21 protein-coding genes are annotated in these 21,182 nt (G+C 33.2%); 14 read left to right on the forward strand and 7 right to left on the reverse strand.

The genetic code is table 11. The features are described from left to right. Positions 1–75: 75 nt before the first annotated feature. The 4 genes from FA048_RS11985 to FA048_RS12000 all read right to left on the reverse strand — a co-directional run bounded on the left by FA048_RS11985 (position 76) and on the right by FA048_RS12000 (position 5,162). Entirely contained in the window at positions 76–939 is an 864-nt protein-coding gene (locus FA048_RS11985; RefSeq protein WP_136841164.1) for a sugar phosphate isomerase/epimerase family protein, read from the reverse strand. A gap of 258 nt (positions 940–1,197) precedes the next feature. Continuing rightward, positions 1,198–1,728, reverse strand: coding sequence for a hypothetical protein (locus tag FA048_RS11990; protein ID WP_136841166.1), 531 nt, complete (start codon positions 1,726–1,728; stop codon positions 1,198–1,200). Between the two features lie 161 nt (positions 1,729–1,889). Beyond that, positions 1,890–2,483: a hypothetical protein gene (locus FA048_RS11995; protein ID WP_136841168.1), complete on the reverse strand. Its 594-nt coding sequence runs from the start codon at positions 2,481–2,483 to the stop codon at positions 1,890–1,892. A gap of 6 nt (positions 2,484–2,489) precedes the next feature. After that, entirely contained in the window at positions 2,490–5,162 is a 2,673-nt protein-coding gene (locus FA048_RS12000; RefSeq protein WP_136841170.1) for a valine--tRNA ligase, read from the reverse strand. Positions 5,163–5,379: 217 nt separating this feature from the next. Here FA048_RS12000 and FA048_RS12005 point away from each other — a divergent pair, with 217 nt between their 5' ends. After that, the gene (locus FA048_RS12005) at positions 5,380–5,796 is read left to right on the forward strand and encodes a hypothetical protein (protein WP_136841172.1); all 417 of its coding nucleotides are present in this window, start codon (positions 5,380–5,382) and stop codon (positions 5,794–5,796) included. Between the two features lie 2 nt (positions 5,797–5,798). Here FA048_RS12005 and FA048_RS12010 read toward each other — a convergent pair whose 3' ends face one another. Next, complete coding sequence (locus FA048_RS12010) at positions 5,799–6,428, reverse strand: Uma2 family endonuclease (protein ID WP_136841174.1); 630 nt, start codon at positions 6,426–6,428, stop codon at positions 5,799–5,801. Between the two features lie 301 nt (positions 6,429–6,729). On the opposite strand from FA048_RS12010, the gene FA048_RS12015 reads away from it, so the two are divergent. The 3 genes from FA048_RS12015 to FA048_RS12025 all read left to right on the forward strand — a co-directional run bounded on the left by FA048_RS12015 (position 6,730) and on the right by FA048_RS12025 (position 10,832). Beyond that, the gene (locus FA048_RS12015; protein WP_136841176.1) at positions 6,730–8,766 is read left to right on the forward strand and encodes a M13 family metallopeptidase; all 2,037 of its coding nucleotides are present in this window, start codon (positions 6,730–6,732) and stop codon (positions 8,764–8,766) included. An 86-nt stretch (positions 8,767–8,852) separates the two neighbouring features. Then, the gene (locus tag FA048_RS12020) at positions 8,853–9,899 is read left to right on the forward strand and encodes a helix-turn-helix domain-containing protein (RefSeq protein WP_136841178.1); all 1,047 of its coding nucleotides are present in this window, start codon (positions 8,853–8,855) and stop codon (positions 9,897–9,899) included. A gap of 66 nt (positions 9,900–9,965) precedes the next feature. Continuing rightward, positions 9,966–10,832, forward strand: a complete 867-nt coding sequence (locus FA048_RS12025) for an alpha/beta hydrolase family esterase (protein WP_136841180.1) — start codon at positions 9,966–9,968, stop codon at positions 10,830–10,832. 48 nt (positions 10,833–10,880) lie between these two features. On the opposite strand, the gene FA048_RS12030 is transcribed toward FA048_RS12025, so the two are convergent. Continuing rightward, positions 10,881–11,219: an MmcQ/YjbR family DNA-binding protein gene (locus tag FA048_RS12030; RefSeq protein WP_136841183.1), complete on the reverse strand. Its 339-nt coding sequence runs from the start codon at positions 11,217–11,219 to the stop codon at positions 10,881–10,883. 83 nt (positions 11,220–11,302) lie between these two features. Here FA048_RS12030 and mnmD point away from each other — a divergent pair, with 83 nt between their 5' ends. The 7 genes from mnmD (at position 11,303) to FA048_RS12065 (ending at position 16,208) form a co-directional block, all read left to right on the forward strand. Beyond that, positions 11,303–11,971: a tRNA (5-methylaminomethyl-2-thiouridine)(34)-methyltransferase MnmD gene (gene mnmD / locus FA048_RS12035; protein ID WP_136841185.1), complete on the forward strand. Its 669-nt coding sequence runs from the start codon at positions 11,303–11,305 to the stop codon at positions 11,969–11,971. A gap of 63 nt (positions 11,972–12,034) precedes the next feature. Further along, positions 12,035–13,147, forward strand: coding sequence for an AI-2E family transporter (locus FA048_RS12040; RefSeq protein ID WP_136841187.1), 1,113 nt, complete (start codon positions 12,035–12,037; stop codon positions 13,145–13,147). Beyond that, positions 13,147–13,452, forward strand: coding sequence for a hypothetical protein (locus tag FA048_RS12045; RefSeq protein WP_136841188.1), 306 nt, complete (start codon positions 13,147–13,149; stop codon positions 13,450–13,452). Before FA048_RS12040 ends, FA048_RS12045 begins: the two co-directional genes overlap by 1 nt. Position 13,453: 1 nt before the next feature. Further along, positions 13,454–14,260, forward strand: a complete 807-nt coding sequence (gene mazG, locus FA048_RS12050; RefSeq protein WP_136841190.1) for a nucleoside triphosphate pyrophosphohydrolase — start codon at positions 13,454–13,456, stop codon at positions 14,258–14,260. Between the two features lie 5 nt (positions 14,261–14,265). Beyond that, positions 14,266–14,796: a hypothetical protein gene (locus FA048_RS12055; protein WP_136841192.1), complete on the forward strand. Its 531-nt coding sequence runs from the start codon at positions 14,266–14,268 to the stop codon at positions 14,794–14,796. 5 nt (positions 14,797–14,801) lie between these two features. Continuing rightward, positions 14,802–15,431, forward strand: coding sequence for a hypothetical protein (locus FA048_RS12060; protein ID WP_136841194.1), 630 nt, complete (start codon positions 14,802–14,804; stop codon positions 15,429–15,431). A gap of 72 nt (positions 15,432–15,503) precedes the next feature. Next, the gene (locus tag FA048_RS12065; protein ID WP_136841196.1) at positions 15,504–16,208 is read left to right on the forward strand and encodes a M949_RS01915 family surface polysaccharide biosynthesis protein; all 705 of its coding nucleotides are present in this window, start codon (positions 15,504–15,506) and stop codon (positions 16,206–16,208) included. A gap of 143 nt (positions 16,209–16,351) precedes the next feature. Here the strand turns inward: FA048_RS12065 and FA048_RS12070 are convergent, their stop codons facing one another. Next, on the reverse strand, positions 16,352–17,650 hold the full coding sequence (locus FA048_RS12070) for a DEAD/DEAH box helicase (RefSeq protein WP_136841198.1): 1,299 nt from the start codon (positions 17,648–17,650) through the stop codon (positions 16,352–16,354). A gap of 162 nt (positions 17,651–17,812) precedes the next feature. Between FA048_RS12070 and FA048_RS12075 the strand changes: the two genes are divergently transcribed. From FA048_RS12075 to FA048_RS12085, 3 genes are all read left to right on the forward strand, one after another. Beyond that, the gene (locus tag FA048_RS12075; protein ID WP_136841200.1) at positions 17,813–18,253 is read left to right on the forward strand and encodes a hypothetical protein; all 441 of its coding nucleotides are present in this window, start codon (positions 17,813–17,815) and stop codon (positions 18,251–18,253) included. An 86-nt stretch (positions 18,254–18,339) separates the two neighbouring features. Then, positions 18,340–20,763, forward strand: a complete 2,424-nt coding sequence (locus tag FA048_RS12080) for an alpha/beta hydrolase family protein (protein WP_136841202.1) — start codon at positions 18,340–18,342, stop codon at positions 20,761–20,763. A gap of 178 nt (positions 20,764–20,941) precedes the next feature. Then, the coding region (locus FA048_RS12085; protein WP_136841204.1) for a transposase at positions 20,942–21,182 on the forward strand (241 nt) is incomplete at its 3' end.

Genomic DNA, 21,182 nt, shown 5'->3' on the forward strand with positions numbered 1-21,182 from the left:
TATAGTTTTTTGGGATAATTTGCTTTCTGGTATATTGATATATGTCTATTCTAAATTTGGATATAAGCCTAGTCATTATTTCATAAACACTTCATTAATTTGCTTAGTGAGGAATTTAAATGATATTTCAGCATCTGATGGTTTAGTAAAACCTGCTTCAATAAATAATGGGCCTTTGTAATTTGCTTCTTTTAATGCTCGCAAATATGGTCTAAAATCATCACCCTGAACACCTGGTAATGTTCTCTTTTCTGTTTCCGCAATTTCGCAGTGGATGAGTAATTTTTTAGCATCAACAATGCTTTGTGGCAATTCGCCTTCGCAGCGCATGTGGTAAATATCAGCATTAAGCCCAAAATTGGGATGATTAACTAGCTTAACAACTTCAGCGGTAGCTTTTAATGAGGTTAAAAAATTAGTCTCCTTACTTTGTAAATTCTCAATAGCTATTTTAATTTTATGTTTTTGTGCCAAAACAGCTAACTTTTTACATAAAGCTACAAAATCTAATTCTGCTTTTTGTACATTATAACCTTCTGGAATTCTTCTTGATGTACCACTACCTAAAACAAGAAGCTCAACTCCAGCTTGCGCTGCTCTTAAAAAAACACTATCAGCATAGGCTAAAACATTTTTCTCATTTACATCTGGTCCAGCTATTTTCATTTTACCTGGAAACAGCACATTACACAGATAAATTTTGCATTTAGCTGCTTTTATTCGCTCAATATTTTGCCTAAATTTCTCTTCTGTTAAAGACGGAGAAATGAGTGCATTAACAGATCCACCGTTTAATTTAAAACCAGCGGCATGCACTAAACTATCCCTTTCTAGTGAGGCAATTATACCAAGTTGCAGGTATGTTTTTTGTTGAGATTGAAACCCAAGCAATACTACTGCAGATACTATGGCTAATGTGATGAAGGCTTTTGCGTTCATATCTAGTTAAATTTTATAGACAGTAATTAATTCACAATCATAAAATCAACTATAATTAATTTTCTTGCATTATTCATTTCAGAACTACAATTAGGTGATTGAAAGATTATATCTGGTTAGATTAAAATGATTTAACCCAACTCAATTATATGATTTTTTAATCAGAAACCGTAGGACTTCATGTAAAATATTTACGCAATCGTTCCTAAAATGAATTACAATGTTTAAACTCTATAATTAGAAATAGGTCAAAAATCCTTAAAGTGCTTTTGTTTCAATATTCCAAAAGGTATATTTCCCCAAAGTATAGATTGGAATTTCTGCTCCATGGAAAAATTTCACATCTGCCCTTTTTCCTTGTTTATAAAGCATTCCTTTTAAGGTGTATTTTTTATCAATCGCTAAATTTGTTACCTGATCAGCCGACATGATACCACGAATTTCTAACTCTAACTGGTTCAAAAGCGATTCTTTTGGTCTTGCCTGATCCTTAAAACTCTTAAATATGGCAACTTTTACAGCTTGGTCACTTACAGTTGTATCTGAAATTGACACTAGTTGAAATGGAAAATCAGTTAAAAACGTTCCCTCATTGCTAAGGTTTATCATTTTATGCTTAAACTTCTCTGTAATTTCGGCTTCTGTATTCACATTTTTTGTCCAACCTGGGTTATTTTCGACAAAATTACTTACTTCTTTTTCAAGGAAAATTTTAGAATCAAAACCTTTTGGTTTTTCAGAGCAGGCGAATAAAACAATCGCCATTAATAAATAAATTAACTTTCTCATTGGTTTAATTTTGTGTTTATTGGTTAGAAATTATCGAACTAATTTAATATTTAAATATAATTAAGGGAAAACTAGCGTGTAAGATTATCGTTAACATCATAAAAAAACCCTTTGAAAAACATCAAAGGGCTTAAATTTAATAATTCAAATATTTGTAAATTTCAATTTAAACTAGCCATTCTTACCGTAGTTGGAACCGGTGTTAATTCCTTAACCTGCATTGGATAAACGCCCAAAACATAAATATTTCCACCAGACTTTTTATAATAATTTACATCTGCACGTTTGCCTTGTTTATAAATCATTGATTTAAGATAATACTTGCCGCCTAATTCCAAACCTTGTGCTTCATCGATAAACTGGAAAATTCCATTTATTCTTAGTTGCATACGGTTTAGGAGCGACCCTTTAGGTCTTGATAAATCTGTATAAGTCTCAAAAGTTGCCATTTTAAAAAGTTGGTCACCTATTAAAGTGTCTCTAATGTTGGTAGCCTGTAAAGGAAATTCAGTCAAAAAATCGATGTTATTACTTAAACCCTTAACATGTCTTTGAAATGAATCTAGCGCATTGGTAAATTTTAAGCTGTCTTCGCTCTGCAATCCTTCACTTTTATTTAAATATTCAATTAAGCTATGTTCTAAAAAAATCTTTGACTGATAGGTAATTTGCTCAATTTTTGGTTTTGGCTTACTAATGCATCCTAAAAGGATAGTAGACAATGTAATAAATAGAATTGATGCTTTTACTTTCATTTTGAATTACCCTTCTAATAATGCTAAACTTTCAGTTATCGTTTTTATTTTCGATTCTGCATCAGCTTTTTTATTGCGTTCGTTTTCAATAATTTCTGGTTTTGCATTTTGCACAAAACGTTCATTACTCAATTTCGCATCAACAGATTTTAAGAAGCCTTGTAAATATTCCAATTCTTTTGTTAAACGTTCTTTTTCTGCATCTAAATCTACATTTTCATTTAAAACAATAAAAAACTCATCGTTGCCAACCATAAAACTTGCAGCTCCAGCTATCTTATCATTTACCAACTCAACTTCGTTAATGTTAGCCAATTTAAAAACAATGTTAATCCATTTCTCATAATCAACCCCAGAGTTAACTTTAATACTTAATGGCAAGGCATCTTTCGGAGAAATTTGACGTGTATTTCTTACGTTTCTAATTTCAGAAATTAAATCTTTAATCAGCTCTGCTTCTTTTAGCAATAACTCATCGGTTTGGCCAATTGTAGGATAGGCTGCAACAATACAGCAATCCATTTCAGTTCTTTCGCCAAATAATTCATCATGATATAATTCTTCCGTTAAGAACGGCATAAATGGGTGCAACAACCTCAAAACCTGCTCGAAATAGGTAATGGTAACCGCTTTAGTTTCTGCATCGATGGGGTGTTGGTATGCAGGTTTAACCATTTCTAAATACCAGGCACAGAAATCATCCCAAACCAATCTATAGGTAGCCATTAAAGCTTCGGATAAACGATATTGCTTAAAGTTAGCTTCAATTTCAGCCAATGCTTCACTGAAACGATTTTCGAACCATGTGATTGCTTGTTGATTTGGGTTTTCTAAATTTTCATCAACTTCCCAACCTTTAACCAAGCGGAAAGCATTCCAAATTTTATTGGCAAAATTTCTTCCCTGTTCACAATATGATTCATCAAACATTAAATCGTTACCAGCGGGTGATGACATTAGCATTCCAACTCTTACGCCATCTGCGCCATATTTTTCTATTAATCCAATCGGATCAGGAGAGTTACCCAATGATTTAGACATTTTTCTGCCCAATTTATCACGTACAATTCCTGTTAAGTAAACATTTGTAAACGGTTTTTTGCCCATAAACTCATGTCCGGCCATAATCATTCTTGCTACCCAGAAGAATAAAATTTCTGGTGCAGTTACCAAATCATTGGTTGGGTAGTAATAATTAATGTCTTTATTATTTGGGTCTTTAAAACCATCAAATACAGAAATTGGCCATAACCAAGAAGAGAACCAGGTATCCATTACATCTTCATCTTGTTTTACGAAAGGCGATAACTGATTTTTAAATCCCGCTTTATCTGCTTCAGCTCCATCTAGATTTTTCTTTTTCCAAAATTCTTCTAATGCTTCATCTTTAGTTTTAGCAACAACCCAATTTCCTTTATCATCATACCATGCCGGAATTTGTTGTCCCCACCATAATTGGCGAGAGATATTCCAATCGCGAACATTTTCCATCCAATGACGGTAGGTGTTTTCAAATTTATTTGGAATTAGATTTACCTCACCATTCAAAACATCAGTTAATGCAGGCTGCGCCATCTCTTTCATCTTTACAAACCATTGCATAGAAAGCTTTGGTTCTATAGCAGCATCAGTACGTTCAGAAAAACCTACTTGAGATTTATAATCTTCTACTTTCTCTAAATGACCAGTCTCATCTAAAATTTTGGCAATCTTTTTACGCGCTACAAATCGGTCTTCACCAACCAAAATAACTGCCAACTCGTTTAAAGTACCATCATCATTTAAAATATCTGTAACTGGTAAATTGTGTTTTACACCCAACTCATAATCATTCAAATCATGCGCTGGTGTAACTTTTAAACAGCCTGTACCAAATTCAATATCTACATATTCATCTTCAATTACCGGAATTTCGTGATTTACCAAGGGTACAAAAACGCTTTTTCCTTTTAAGTGTGCAAAACGTTCATCATTAGGATTAATACAGATTGCTGCATCAGCCATAATTGTTTCTGGACGAGTTGTAGCTACTGTTAAATATTCAGGCTTCCCAGCGTCTGGACTAACAATATTATACTTAATGTAATATAATTTTTGATTTACTTCTTTACGGATTACTTCCTCATCAGAAACTGCAGTTTTTCCTGCCGGGTCCCAATTTACCATACGAATACCTCGGTAAATCCAGCCTTTTTTGTACAAATGAATAAAGCTATCTATTACCGCTTCCGATAAGTCTTCTTCCATTGTGAAACGAGTTCTGTCCCAATCGCAGCTTGCGCCTAATTTCTTTAACTGTTCTAAAATTATGCCTCCGTATTTATCTTTCCACTCCCATGCATATTTTAAAAATTCTTCACGAGAAATGTCTTTTTTATTGATTCCACGCTCCTTAAGCATAGCTACAACTTTAGCCTCGGTAGCAATTGAAGCATGATCTGTACCAGGAACCCAACACGCATTTTTGCCCTGCATACGAGCTTTACGAATCAATACATCCTGAATGGTATTATTTAACATGTGCCCCATGTGCAAAACGCCAGTAACATTTGGTGGCGGAATTACGATGGTATATGGCTCACGTTCATCAGGTTCAGAGTGGAAAAACTTTTTGTCTAACCAATAGCTGTACCATTTATCTTCAGTTTCTGTAGGATTGTATTTAGTAGAAATGCTCATTTATATGGTGATGTCGAATTTAGCTTGTAAAAATACGTTTTTAGGCTCAAAAGACCAAAGCAGAAATGGCTCACTTTGTCAACTTTATAGCAAGGCTGAAAGAATTTGACAAAGTTATTCTTGGAAATTATTTGAAAATAAGAAACAGTATATTAAACTTAAATATTAATGAAATCGTCTAAAATAAATTATTAACTTATAACCAAATTATGAATTTATGGACAAGCTAGGTTTAATGAGTTGCTTTATTTTAATTATTACGTTTTTGAGCTGCTCCAAAAAACCAAAAACATACTTTAATATTCCATTATTAATTGGAAAAAACATCGACGAAACTAGAAAAATATTGAATTTAAAAAACCAAAAAGATCCATCTGACACATCAATTACACATTGGGATGACTATTATGAGGTTGAAGGAAGAATTTTAATGATAAATTATAATCCTAAGACAAGAAAAACTGGAGAGATTAGTTTAATCTATCCGAAGGGATATTCAAGTAAAAACGAAATTTTAAAAGCTGGCAACTTACAAGAAAACACACAATCTTATACTTGTGAAGTTTCTACAGATATTTGGTCACTATCTCCATTTACAAGTTACAATGGCATTAGAATAAACGCAATTAATTAATATTATAAACCCTCAAAAACATCATCCAGTTCCAGAACAAAACCTGGCAATACCGAAGAAGTGACTGCCTCCCCTAAAGTAAAAATTTTAGAGGGTTGAAATTTACCCAAATCGTTTAAAGTATATATTAGAATGTTTTGATCACTTTGACTAACCACCCAATATTCTTTAACACCAAACTCTTCATAAACTTGGTATTTATTGAACAGTTCTTTTTTATTATTTCCTGGAGATAAGATTTCTACTACGATGTCTGGTGCACCAATACAGCCTTTATCATCTAGTTTACTTAAATCACAAACTACACAAATATCAGGTTGCAAAACAGTAAAAATAGCTGCATCTGCTTTACTCTTTTTTGGAAAGCGAACATCAAACGGAGCACCGTAAACTTTGCAAGGTTTATTTTTTAGAAAATTACCTATTGATAAAAATATTGCTCCAAAAACCTCTTGATGAATGCGAGATGGAGCAGGACTCATCTTAAAGATTTTCCCTTTAATTAATTCTACTCTTTCATCAAAAAGCCAGTTCAAATAATGGGCATAGCTATATGTTAATGATTCGTCAACATCATTAACACTATAAACTTTCTTTTCAGTTAAATCTGGGTATGTTTTTTCGGTAGTCATTATACCAAATATACTAATTTAGAGGTAGATAGGAAAGGTTTATTGTCTTATTCTAACCTTAAAAACTTAGCTAACTCAAAGCATATTTTCATCACAGCACAATAAAAAGTGTTAAAATATGTTAAATAGATATAAAACTGAAAAACATGAAATCGTTTAGATTAGCATTTTTTAGCGGAGAAATCTTTCGCAGAATTAGTTTAAGTAAAATCTATTACTGGTTTAATAAGTAATATTTCTATTAACTTACATTTGTTCATTAGCTATTTCTTAATTTTCAACTTTAAATATTCTTTAAAGTATGAAAACTCAATTCAAAAACTATGTCGCAGTTTTAGGTATTGTTATTAGCAGTGTAGCTGCTAATGCACAAAAAGCTCCTAAAAAATATATTGACCCAGCAAACATGGATCTAACCGTGAAAGCAGGTGATGATTTTTATCGCTATGCAAGCGGAACATGGGTAAAAAATAATCCCGTACCAGCAAAAGAAACACGTTGGGGTACTTTTAATGAACTTCGCGAATTTAATGCCCAAGCCGTAAGAAGCTTAGTAGAAACCGCAGCTGCCGATAAAAATGCGCTTCCAGGTTCTGTTGCTAAACGTGTTGGCGATTTTTATGCTGCAGCTATGGATAGCATCACTATAGAAAAGCTAGGCTATACTCCTATTAAAGCAGATTTAGAAAAAATTAAACAGCTTAAAGATGTTCAAGGTCTTTTAGATCATATAGCTTATATGCGTACTTCTGGAATTGGTGGTGGAATGTTTGGTTTAGGTGTTAGCCAAGACAGAAAAAATGTAACCAAATATGTAGTAAATATATCACAAGGAGGAACAAGTTTGGGTGACCGTGATTATTACTTAAGAGATGATCCACAAAGTGTAAAGATTAGAACTGCATACAATACTTATATGGCAACACTATTTACCCTTATTGGTTATAGCGAAGCTGAAGCTCAACAAAAAGCGACAACTGTATTTAACTTAGAGAAAGCATTCGCAACAGCTCAAATGAGTCGTATTGAAATGCGTGATCAGTATAAAACTTATAATAAATTGACCATTGCCGAATTTAACAAGGTAACTCCAGCTATTAATTGGGCAACTTATTTACCTAAATTCAAAATTACCGGGCAAGATACAGTCTTAGTTAATTCATTGTCTTTCTTTAAAACATTAAATGGTATGTTAACAAGCGTACCAATGGATGACTGGAAAACTTATTTAGAATGGAACATATTAAGAGGTTCAGCAAATAATTTGAGTTCTCCTTTTGTAAAAGCAAACTTTGCATTTACACAGGCACAAACTGGCCAAAAGGTTCAAACACCACGTTGGCAACGCATGTCTTCTTTAACAGATGGTACCATAGGTGAATTATTAGGCCAACTTTATGTAGCCAAATATTTTAAACCAGACGCTAAAGTGCGTATGGATGAAATGATTGTAAACTTGCGCAAAGCTTTTGAAATTAGAATTAATGGCTTAGAATGGATGAGTGATGCGACAAAGAAAAAGGCCTTAGAAAAGCTACATGCTTTTACCCCTAAAGTTGGTTATACCACAAAATGGCAAACTTATAATGGATTAGAAATTAATAGAGGAACTTACTTTCAAAACCTACGCAATGCAGGTGTTTGGAGTTACAATGAAAACATTAATAGATTAGGAAAACCAGTAGATCGTACTCGTTTTGGGATGACACCTCCAACAGTAAATGCATCATACAGCCCAACCATGAATGAAATTGTTTTTCCTGCCGGAATTTTACAATTTCCTTTCTTTGATCCTAATGCAGATGATGCTGTGAATTATGGTGGTATTGGGGCAGTAATAGGCCATGAAATGAGTCATGGATTTGATGATACTGGAAGTCAATACGATAAAGATGGTAATTTAAAAAATTGGTGGACAGATGAAGATAGAGCTAAATTTAATGAGAAAACAAAAGCTTTAGGAGATCAGTTTAGCGCTTATACTGTTGTAGATACAATCCATGTTTTAGGTAAGTTAACAATGGGGGAAAACATTGGAGATTTAGGAGGATTAAATGCAGCTTATACCGCTTTTAAAATGACCAAACAAGGTCAGAGCAATGAGAAAATTGATGGTTTTACCCCAGATCAACGTTTCTTCTTATCATGGGCCCAAGTTTGGAGAGGAAATATATTACCAGAAGCCGCGGCACAACTAATTAAAACAGACTCTCATTCTCCAGGTCCATACAGAACAATTGGCGCTCCTGTAAACATGGATGCTTGGTATAAAGCTTTTGATGTACAACCAGGTGATAAGTTGTATAAAAAACCAGAAGATAGAATAAGGCTGTGGTAATCAGCAATAAAAAAATAGCCATCTTTAAATTTAGGATGGCTATTTTTGTGTGATTTTAAATTAAAAACACCATTACTATTTATAATATGCCCCATCAACAAATCATATTGATATTAGCTAGTGGCTTTGGTGTTTTACTAGGTCTCTTACTATCAATATTTTTATGGTCTTACCGTAAAGGCAATATTCTAGCCAATCAAATACTCTGCATTTTAATTCTAGTATTATCTTTTAGAATTGGAAAATCTGTGTTTATGGAATTAGGAAGTGGAATTGATTTAAGACTTATTTTTATCGGTTTAAGTACACAACTGATTTTGGGACCCCTCTTTTATTTATACACGAAGGTACTCATCGTACCCAATTATAAATTTACTAAGCTCCAGCTCATTCATTTTCTTGTTTTTATCCCTGCATTTGTTTTTGGCTTTTTGGTCACCAAAGACCTTGTAAAACAACTTCCAACCTCATTTTTTATTGTACTATTTGTAATTTACTATGGTCATTACCTTCTTTATTTATTGCTAGCCTTAAAAAACATTTTCGCTTTTAAGGAGACACAAAAAACAGAAACTTTAAAATGGCTTAAAATTCTCGTAGCTACTTTAATGGTAATTTGGTTGATTTATGTTTTAAACCTTTTTGAAGATTTTGTCCCCTATATTATCGGTCCTATCACCTACTCAGTATTGGTTTTTACCGTTACATTTATAGCATTTAAAAATGGCTATATAGAAAAAATAGGAACAATAAAATACAAGACAACAGCCGTTGAACAAGGAGAAGCTGATTTACTGTATCATCAAGTTTTGGCTTTAATAAAGGATGAAAAACAATTCAAGAACAACTCCATTTCTCTAAAATCTTTGAGCAAAGATTTGAAAACTTCTCCGCAAAAACTTTCAATGGCTATCAATTCTAATTTCAATAACAACTTTAATGTTTTTGTTAATTCTTACCGCATTGCAGCCGCCAAAGAAATGCTTCATGATCAAAATTATGTTAATTATACGATAGCTGCAATTGCTTACGAAGTTGGGTTTAATAGCCTAAGCAGTTTTAATGAAGCTTTTAAAAAACAGACTAAACAAACCCCCATTGGCTATAAAAACCAGCTTCAAAATGGTCATTAAGACTATCTAAATTATCATTCTCTCAGCTTATTGTGTTAATAAGGTTTCTCTTTGAAAGAAAAACTCATGAAAAAAATCTTATTAATGTTGTTAATGATTGGATATTTAACAACAAGTAAAGCACAAAGACAGCACATTAATTTTGAAGGCAAAAAAAGAGATTTTATTGTATACACGCCAAAGAATTACAATAGCAATAACAAAAATTTTCCAGTAGTATTTAACTTTCATGGTGGCGGAATGAGCCATTTAGAGCAGATGTTTTATACGAACATGAATAAATCAGCTGATAAAAATCAGTTTATAGTGATTTACCCTCTAGGTATCAATAAAGATTGGAATGTGGGATTTGAAATGTCATATCAAAAAGGGAGTAACGATATTGGTTTTATCAAAGAAATGTTAACCTTTCTAAAAGGGAAATATAATATTGATGAAAAAGCTTTGTATGCTACGGGCTTATCGAGAGGTGGTTTCCTTTGCCATAGAATAGCTTCAGAAATGGCTGATGTTTTTGCCGCTGTGGCTTCTGTTGGTGCACCATTGCCAGATTCAGTAAAGTTTTACAATCAATCCAAACTTAAAATATCCGTTTTACAAGTGCATGGGACAGCAGATGAAGTGGTTAAATATGAAGGGAAAAAGAATGCTTATGCATCTGCTTTAAATACCTTCGAATATTGGAAAGCACATAATGTGATTACAGCTAATGCTAAAACAGAGGTAATTAAATATGGCCCAAATGATAGTGATGTAACCTTTACCGAAGTCAAAAACAACGAAGCAGCTGTAAAATTAATCACGATAAAAAATGGTGGTCATACCTGGCCTGGAACTGATCCCTTTAATATCGGTTATCCATTAGGGTACACTCACCAAAAACTAGATATCAACGAAACCATATGGCGCTTCTTTAGCGAACACAGAAAGTAGAGTTAATTACAGGAAGAGTAACTGTGGATTTAGAAACTTAAATCAATCTTACAAATACTTTTCCTGTACTTTTTTAGAGAGCTTGGCCAATACCAGTTTTCTTGAAGTTTCTACTCTTTGTTTAAGCTCACTATCATTTAAAACATCTAAATCTGCTATTTGAACCCATTGTCGTTTAGCCATATGGAAAGCTTGTTTAATTCCATCACGGGCCGTTAACTCATCAAATTCCTCAGGCGTACATTTAGTAGAAAAGCTATTTCCCTCATCAATTGCAATTATAACGAAGATTTTCTCTTCAATCATAAAACAAAGGTGCTCCCATTTCATGCCTTCTGTAGTACCAGGTAAACTCAAACAATATTCTCTAAAACTTTCTATATCCATTTTTTAAGCTTAAAGACCAAGCGAAAAGATTAAAGCTTAAGTCGATTAAAGATATTGCTAATTTAAAAACTTATTTTTGAAACATGAATATCCTTACCAAAACCGCAGATGGATCTAACACTTTATTTAATGAAACTATAGGCGAACATTACCACTCTGCTCATGGTGCTTTACAAGAAAGCAAACATGTTTTTTTAGCTGCTGGATTGAAATATGCAATAGAAAAAAATCCGGGAGAAGAGATTAAAGTTTTAGAAGTTGGTTTTGGAACAGGGTTAAATTTCATCCTTAGTTTTGCACAGTGTGAAGAAAATAAAATCAAACTTGAGTACACTGGCATTGAAGCCTTTCCATTATCAAGAGCGCTAATTGAGCAAACAGGCTATGATCAATATGTACCAGCAAATGTTTGGAATAAATTTATTGAGAATTATGAGGAATCATTAAAAGTTCCAAAAAACCTATCATCGTACTGCGAATTAACAATTGCACATAGTGCATTAACAGATTTTAAAAGCGGGAACTTATTTGATGTGGTTTATTACGATGCCTTTTCGGTACAACACCAGCCAGAAATGTGGACAAATGAAGTGATTGCTCATGCCTGTAACTTCATTAAGCCTAATGGTGTTTTTGTGAGTTATGCCATTACCGGAAATTTAAAAAGAGCTGTAAAGGCTTGTGGCTTTACCATTGAAAAATTACCCGGAGCACTAGGTAAAAGAGAGATGTTGAGAGCAATTAAGTCTTAAATCAATTTAATAAACAATTAGCAATTTTAAATCAATCGTTTATCTTTATTCAAAATATCAACCATGAAAGAGATTTCTTTGCCTTTTGTTGCCAAACTAGCTTTAGTTCTTTTATCTATTATAATGCTGGGTTATTTGGCTATCGAAGCAAAAAGCCTCCTATCTCCGCTATTATTTTCTTTATTGATGGCTTTTTTACTCTTACCATTTGCAAATTTATTGGAGCGCAGATTAAAGCTTAAGAGAAGTATAGCAGCAATAACTGCAGTAGTTTTAATGATTGCGGTACTTTATGGCATTCTTTATTTTTTAGCTAATCAATTAACTGAGCTTTGGGCAGATTGGCCATTATTGGTAAAACAAGTTACAACTGCCTTTCATGACATACAAAGTTGGGTAGCTAAAACATTTCATATTAATGAATATAAGCAGAAATCTTATTTAACTGATGGAATTGAAAAATCATTAGCTACAAGCGCAGTTGTTATTGGAACTACATTATTAACCCTTTCATCAAGCTTATTATTTTTAGCTTTTACCTTATTATTTACATTCTTCATTTTAAATTATCGCAGGTTATTGTTCACATTTTTAACTACTGTTTTTGCAGAGGAGCATAAAGCAAAAGTGAATGATATTGTAAGAGAAATACAACGCATCATTAGAAAATATGTAACTGGTTTATTCCTTCAAATGTTAATCGTTTCTGCATTAATGATCATAACTTTATCATTGTTAGAGGTAAAATATGCCATTCTTTTAGGGCTAATTGCCGGAATTTTTAACATCATACCCTATTTAGGAATTTCTACAGCTTTATTGATCAGTGCCTTAATTACTTTCGCTACTGCCGGAGCAACACAAGCTTTATTTGTGGTTTTTGCTTTTATTGGCGTTCATACTTTAGATGGAAACATTTTAATGCCGTTAGTGGTAGGCTCAAAGGTGAAAATAAATGCATTATTTGCATTCATTGGTATAATTGTGGGCGAAATGATTTGGGGCATTTCTGGTATGTTTTTGTGTATTCCTTATTTAGCAATGCTGAAGATTATTTTTGAAAGAGTTGATGGTTTACAGCCTTGGGGAGCCTTACTTGGCGAAGGAAGTCATACTCCTAGAAAAAGAAGAACTTATAGAATTACCAAGAAAATTAAGCTTGAAGAGGCTGAATAATGAAAGAAGATAAAGAAAATAGATCGCCACATATTTTAAACACCTCTGCCAATTTATTGGGATTTTGCTTTATTGTTTTAACCTCGGTTAAGATTTCAAAATTAGAAGAGTCATCTTATATAGATGAGGGTGCAGCTTTAGCAATTATTGTTTTTATGTGCAGCTGTATCTTATCCTTTCTCTCCATGAGAAGTTCAACTTCTCGTTCTACTAAAATGGAACGGGTGGCAGATATTTTATTTCTATTTGGTTTAATTGTTCTTTTTATTACCACCATGCTCATTGCTTTTAACATCATTAAATAATATGCCTGCAAATATTCCACCTCCTGCTACTACAAGTCCAGATACTGCTTTTTTACGATTGTTAAACGTGTTAGATACTTTACGTACCCAATGTCCATGGGATAAAAAACAAACCATGGAAACTTTAAGGCATTTAACCATTGAGGAAACTTACGAACTTTCTGATGCCATTTTAGAAGGTGATTTGTCTGAAATAAAAAAAGAACTTGGCGATTTAATGATGCATTTGGTTTTTTATGCTCGCATTGGAAGTGAAACAAATGATTTTGACATTACTGATGTTTTAAATGGAGTTTGTGACAAATTGATCAACCGTCATCCACATATTTATGGTGATGTTGAAGTGAATAATGAAGAAGATGTAAAACGTAACTGGGAAAAAATTAAACTTAAAGAAGGCAATAAATCTGTTTTAGGTGGTGTACCAGCCGGATTACCTGCCTTGGTTAAAGCAAGTAGAATACAAGAGAAAGCTAGAGGTGTTGGTTTTGATTGGGATGAAAAAGAGCAGGTTTGGGCAAAAGTTGAAGAAGAATTACAAGAGTTTAAGGATGAATTTAATATTGCCGAAAACGAAAACATAGATAAAGAAAAAGCTGAAGGAGAATTTGGAGACTTGCTTTTCTCTTTGGTCAATTATGCTCGTTTTATAGATATCAATCCAGAAAATGCTTTAGAAAAGACCAATAAAAAATTCATTAAACGTTTTCAGTTTTTAGAAAGCAAGGCAAAAGAAAATGGCAAAGCTTTACAGGATATGACGCTTGCAGAAATGGATGTATATTGGAATGAGGCTAAGAAATTGTAGAGACTATGGATGAGTTTAAGCCAACTTTTAATTTTATAATTCCAGTTTTTAGATTTTTAGTAGTTATTTTAATTGGATGGTTTACTCTGTTTTTTCATTTTATTATTTTAGTCCAATTATTCAATAAAGGATTCGATTTAAAAACAATCTGTTCAATAATATTTATCGAGCTAATCACTTTTTTCTTTGGGTTTATGTTCATTAAGGCTTTTTTAATCCAAACTAAAAATTTTGTCTTTTCTAAAAAAGGAATTGAACAGATTAATTTTTTAAATTTTTCTAAGAAATACATAAAGAAGGAAGACGTTATTGGATATAGCGCATCAGATGTTCGTTATAGAATTAAAACTTTCAAACAAATCATCATCTATCTTAGAAACGGAAAAAAAATAGAAATTACTCAATTTTGTTTTATAGATTTTAAGTTAATTGAAGTTGCTTTAATGCATAATGGTTATCATTATTTCGGTTTTGAGCCTCACAGGTGGAAATGGTTTGACGGTAGACATTATCAATTTGAAAAATCTATTTCTTAAACAAAATGAAATCCCAATCTATAACCTTTAAAAAACCCGTCAAAGTTGTTCAACTTTTCAGGAACATTAATACCTATGGAAAAGAAGAAAAGTCATTTGAAGATAGGAAAGAGAAAATAGCTTGGAAACCAATTCAATCTACTGCTGGTTATGTGAAGGATGATGTAGTTTATTTACCCGATTCTATTTTAGATCAGCAAAATTTTGAGCAGTGTGATTTGATTGTAATCATTGATGACAATTTTCATCAACCTCAAAATGTAGTGTATATTACAGAAAAAAACCTTTGTTTTAAACGAAATAGTTTAAACAAGTTTGACTTTTTACAGCTTAAATTGGATGAAAAAATTGAATTATACTTAAAACCTGGGTACTTTGAAGTTGGGGATCCCCCACGTAGTGAATTTAAAGTGTGCGAACTTGAAAAAGATAAACCAATTTCCATAAAAATTAATGGTAAACGAGATTTTTCACTAACAGGAAGAAGAGATAGGACGTTTGTAGAACAAGAATATATCTTAAATTATATTGGTGATTTTACTGACTGCATCATATTTAAAGAACCATATCCTTCAGCATTAAAAACCATTCCTTCAGAGTTTAAAGTCATCGATCTGATGAAAACGCTCTACTAAAAAAATTGCATGGTACTTTCAAATTAATAAAGCATCATTTTATATATTTGTTACCATCAATACACCCAACCAATGAAAAAAATATACGTTCTTTTACTGTTAAGCTTTGTTATATTAAAAGCAACAGCACAAACAGATACTACAACAAGCAAAATATTGTCAAAATCAGAAACTGACGAGTTTTTTAGTGATGCTTTTAGAAAGAAAAACTTAATCAAATTCCCGATTTTTAGGGCATATACTTATACAGATAAAAGTGGGACTTACTATGTTGCACTAACTGAAAGTGCAGATAGCATTAATCAAGCTAAAGATACTGTAAACAATACCATCAAAGCTTTTAATTTCAAATCGGATAAAGGAATTGTCTTAAAAAAATGGGAAATAAACGATTTTAAAACACCAAGTTTAAAAGGTGTTGAAAAAGAAGGTTCTATTTGGTTTTGGACAAAGTATTGCGAATTTAACGACTTAGATGGAGATGGATTAGTAGACCCAATAGTTGTTTATGGCACTTTTGGCACAAATGGTTACGACGATGGCAGAGCTAAAATTTTAATTTACTATAAAGGTCAAAAGGTAGCGATAAGACATCAAAATAGTGTTTTAGATCCCGCTAGAAAAACACAGGTTGACCTTACATTTTATGCATTACCAGCAAAAATACAGACTCATGTAAAGGAATTGATGGAAAAAATGGTAGAGAAAAAACACGCCATATTTCCCTCAGCTTATGCTGATAAAATGGACAAAAAGGTAACTCAGATTGGAAATTAAGCAATAATCATTATAACCATCGTGATACTCGTTTAGCAGGAAATATGCTCAGTATCAAAGAAAGAAAAATTATTTTACCACATAGGCATATAGAAACAATAGCTAAGTTATTCTATGTGGCTATGTGGTTTAACTAACCTATCCTATCCATGTTTCTTCTTTTTATTCATAATCGCCTTTTGGCCAATACCATAATTGGTAGTTTTTGAATTGCTTTCTTTCCTTTTATGATAAGCAGAATCTCGAATATTTTCTTCATCCTCCTGCTCTGCTAATATCTTATTCTTTTGCGCTTTAGCTTTAGTTACTTCTTCTACCAATAAATCTTCAGGTAAATCGGCTATTTCAATTTTTTGCCCAATGGCTTGCTCAATTTTTCTAACTTGAGGCAATTCTAAATCTGTTGTAAATGTTATGGCAACAACATCTTGATCATCATGTTTAATTACTCTGTTTAAATAAGTTTCCTTTTGCACAGGCAGTTCAAAATGGAAAATAAATGGGATTCCATTTAAATCTATCTCTTTTAAACCCTCATTAGCTATAATTAAAACTCTTGCTTCATCTACAGCTTTAAAATCTTCAATGTCATCAAAACCCGCTTCGTCAAAAAACAAGGGTTTAAAAACAAATACATCATCAGCTTTACCATCAAAAAGATCTTTAGACAAAGTTTGAGCAGTTAGACGCGTATTTACAAATACTACAACTTTATCAAAAACCTCAGTATCTTTCAATAAAAGATTTAAGAGATTAAGTTTAGTTCTGAAATTGGGCACATGATATAAAAGTTGTGCATGTGTTTCAGTTTCATTTTCTTCTAACTCTTCTATCTCAATAGTTGTAGGTAATTTCATAAATGGATCAATCATTAGATCCAGTCTATCATGCATTACTTCTGTAAAGATTAAATGTTGACATTTCTGGATACTGTTAGCCAATTCATTTATAGGCAATTGCATTCCCAGTTTCACCATTTCTGCGGCATCATCTACCACAAACATTTGAATTTTATTGGTATTTAAACCCAATTTCAAATACACAGCCCTTGCTCTTGAGGGCACAGCAATTACAATATCAACTCCGTCAGTAAGTTCATTAATTTGAGCTTCCATCCCGCCATCTGCATGTAAGCCAACAATACGAATAGTCTGATTTCTGTTTAAAAGAGCAAATTGTTCCATCACTTCAAGCACTCTCTCTTTAGTTGGCACTAAGATTAACGCACGTGGAGCTTCTTCAAAACCATACTTTAAGCGCATTAAAACACCAAGAATATAAGTTGTAGTTTTACCACATCCTTCTGGCCCAATGGCAATAATATCTTGCCCACCTAATATGCGAGACATTGTTCTTGCCTGAATTTCTTTTGGACTTAAGTATCCTGCTGCTGTCATAGCAGACACTAATGGTTTACTTAATTTTAATTGTTCTAATGACACTTTTCTCTTGCTAAATTGATAATGGGGCAAATTTACGGAAAATAAAAAGGAGTATAGAATCTATGAAATCAAATGCTTACTAATTTTAAAAAATATCATTAAAGCACTGTAGCGTTTTATTGGCTTTTATCGTATTACTAATAAACCACAAATTTAAAACAAATGAAACGAACCAAACTTATTCTATCTTTCATAGCTTTTATCTTAACCATCCTTGTTTTTGTACAAGCTTGCAAAAAAGGGAATTCGAGCGACCTTTCTGGAACTTATGAAGTTTCGCTAGATCAGACAAAACAAATGCCCGAAAATGGTACTTCAGCCACACTTACGCTTATAAACGTTGATGATACTCGTTGCCCAATAAACGCAAATTGTGTTTCTGCAGGCTATGTATTAATTAAAGTAAAATTTCGTGATAAAAATGGTGAACAAACTATAGAAATATGTGCCAACGATTGTCTTGACAAAGTATTAAGAAAAAATACAATTGTGTTAAATGGTGTATCCTATACTTTGAAACTAATGGAAGTTTCCCCTTTTCCAGATACTTCAAGACCAGCCTCTACCAAGAAGAAAGCTACAATACTTATCACTAAGGCATAGTTTTGTAATATCAAATTTTTGATACAAATTGATAAATTCATTTTATGATGTGTAAGTTTATAGCTAGGTAAACTTAAACCACTAAAATGAAAAAAATTATACTAAATCTCTTTCTAATTGCATTAGGAAGCAATGCTTTTGCTCAAGACGCAATAAGTTATCAAACACCTCCAAAAGCAATTACAGATTTATTATTAGCAAAACCAACACCAAGTGTTAGCATAGATAGCAAAGCTGAGTGGATGTTATTTAGCGAACGTAACTCCTATCCATCAATTGAAGAATTAGCAATGCCCGAATATCGTATTGCTGGCATGCGTATCAACCCTAATAACTACTCCCCAAGTCGTCAAACTTTTATCAATAATTTCAGCTTAAAAAATATTAAAAGTGGAAAAACCATTGCAGTTACGGGCTTACCATCTCCCTTATATGCAGGCAGTGTAAATTGGAATCCAAGCGAAACTAAAATAGCATTTACAAATACTACACCAACAAGAGTAGATTTATATATCATTGATGTGGCTACTGCTAAAACTACAAAAGTTAATAAAACTGCTTTAAATGCCATTATGGGTGGTGGTGCAACATGGGTTGATGATCAGACTCTATTGTATCGTGTGGCTACAAAGGCAGCAACTTTACAGCCAACCCGTCCATTAGCGCCAAAGGGGCCAACAATTCAACAAAACTTAGGCAAATCGGCTCCAAGTGCAACTTTACAAGATTTAATTAAATCTCCATTTGATGAGCAGTTATTTGAGTTCTTTGCAACTTCACAATTGGTTCAAAATAAAGCAGGTGTAGAAACACCTATTGGCAAACCTGCAATATATAGCAGCGTATCCTTATCTCCAGATAAAAATTATATGATGGTGCGTACCATTAAAAAACCATTCTCTTATTTAGTTTCAGCGTATGGTTTTCCATCTGTTGTAAATATTACTGATAGAACAGGGAAAGTTGTTAAAACGCTAGCCAACTTACCTAGTACTGAAGAAAGACCATCTGGCAATGATAACGTTCAAAACGTACCAAGAGGTTTCGACTGGCGTGATGATGAAGCTGCTACTGTAGTTTGGTCTAAACCATTAGATAGCGGATTAATTAAGAAAAACGTAGAATATCATGATGCTGTTTTACAAATGTCTGCTCCTTTTAGTGCCGAACCAAAAGAGCTATTCAAAACTAAAATGCGTTTTGGTGGTGTAAGTTGGGGAAATGCATCTTTAGCTTTGGTAAGAGAAAATTCTAGAGCTAAGCAACTATCAAGATTAAGCCAATATAACCCAACAACTGGTGCATTAGAAACTTTATATGAGTTGAGTACAAATGATGCGTATAATAATCCTGGTTTCCCAGTAACTGAGAAAAATAAATACGGTCGTCAAGTAATTTTAACTACAGATGGCGGCACCAAATTGTTATTAAATAATCCTACAGGTGCTTCTGCCAAAGGCGATTTACCTTTCTTGGCTAAGTTTGATTTGGCTACTAAAAAATCTGAAATTTTGTGGCGTAGCCAGCCAGGTAGTTTCGAAATGGTTACCGATGTTTTAGATCCACAGAAATTAGTGCTATTAACGCGTAAAGAAAGTCAAAAAGATGCACCAAACTATTTCATCAAAAACTTAGTATTACGTGTAGCTGATAGACAAATTACTAGTTTCACAAACCCATATACACAATTAGAAGGTGTATCTAAAGAGAAAATCTCTTACAAACGTGCAGATGGCATTGATTTAACAGGCGATTTATATTTACCTAAAGGATATAATAAAGAAAAAGATGGACCATTGCCAGTTTTAATATGGGCTTATCCACGTGAATTTAACTCAGCTGCAGATGCAGCACAAATTAGAGGCTCACAAGATAAATTCACAACCATTAGTTCTGGCGGACCATTATTTTTTGTAACTCAAGGATATGCTGTTTTAGACAACGCAGAAATGCCAATTGTTGCAAAAGATGGCAAAAAACCTAATGATACTTTTGTAGAGCAGTTGAAACTTAATGCCGAAGCTGCGATTAATAAATTGAGCGATATGGGTATTGGAGATAAAAATAGAATGGCCGTTGGTGGCCACAGCTATGGTGCATTCATGACTGCTAATTTATTGGCGCATACCAATTTATTTAAAGCTGGTATAGCTCGTAGTGGCGCTTACAACAGAACATTAACTCCGTTCGGTTTCCAAAATGAAGATCGTACTTACTGGCAAGCTCCTGAATTATATTACCAGATGAGTCCTTTTAGTTATGCTGATAAAATTAAAACACCCATTTTATTAATTCATGGCGAAATGGATGATAATCAGGGTACTTTCCCAATTAACAGTGAGCGTTTATTTAGCGCCATTAAAGGTCATGGGGGCACTACTCGTTTTGTCTATCTACCTTATGAGGCCCATGGTTACAGAGCAAAAGAAAACATTTTACACATGCTTTGGGAAATGAATACCTGGTTAGACACCTATGTTAAAAATGCCAAACCAACAGTAGCGAAATAAAAACTAAAGTAATAGTTCAATTTATTAGATGGTAAATACAGAAAAATGTAGATTCATTTAGTGATGTAACTTTTAGGGTTTACAAATACACCTTTAGCTATTGTTGGGTATATCTTCTAGCTGTCTATTCCTAAAACTGCCTTACAAAATTCGGACTAACCATTAACTTTATATTAATATGGAAAGACCGAGAAAGGGAAAAGCAGGTTCAAACCCTGTTACCTATGATGAATCTTTTAAAATTGCCGTTGCAAGGGAATATCTTGAAGGCAAACTGAGCCAATCCCAACTTGGCCGTAAGCATGGTCTTAACAGCGGTGAGGTAGTCCGCTATTTTGTGAACTGGTACAAAAAGAACATTGGCAAAAGCCAGCCCGGCGCTACTGTCCCAGAAGATCCACAGCCCTCCAACACTTCCC

The sequence above is a fragment of the Pedobacter polaris genome, assembly GCF_005116505.1.
GTDB lineage: Bacteria > Bacteroidota > Bacteroidia > Sphingobacteriales > Sphingobacteriaceae > Pedobacter > Pedobacter polaris.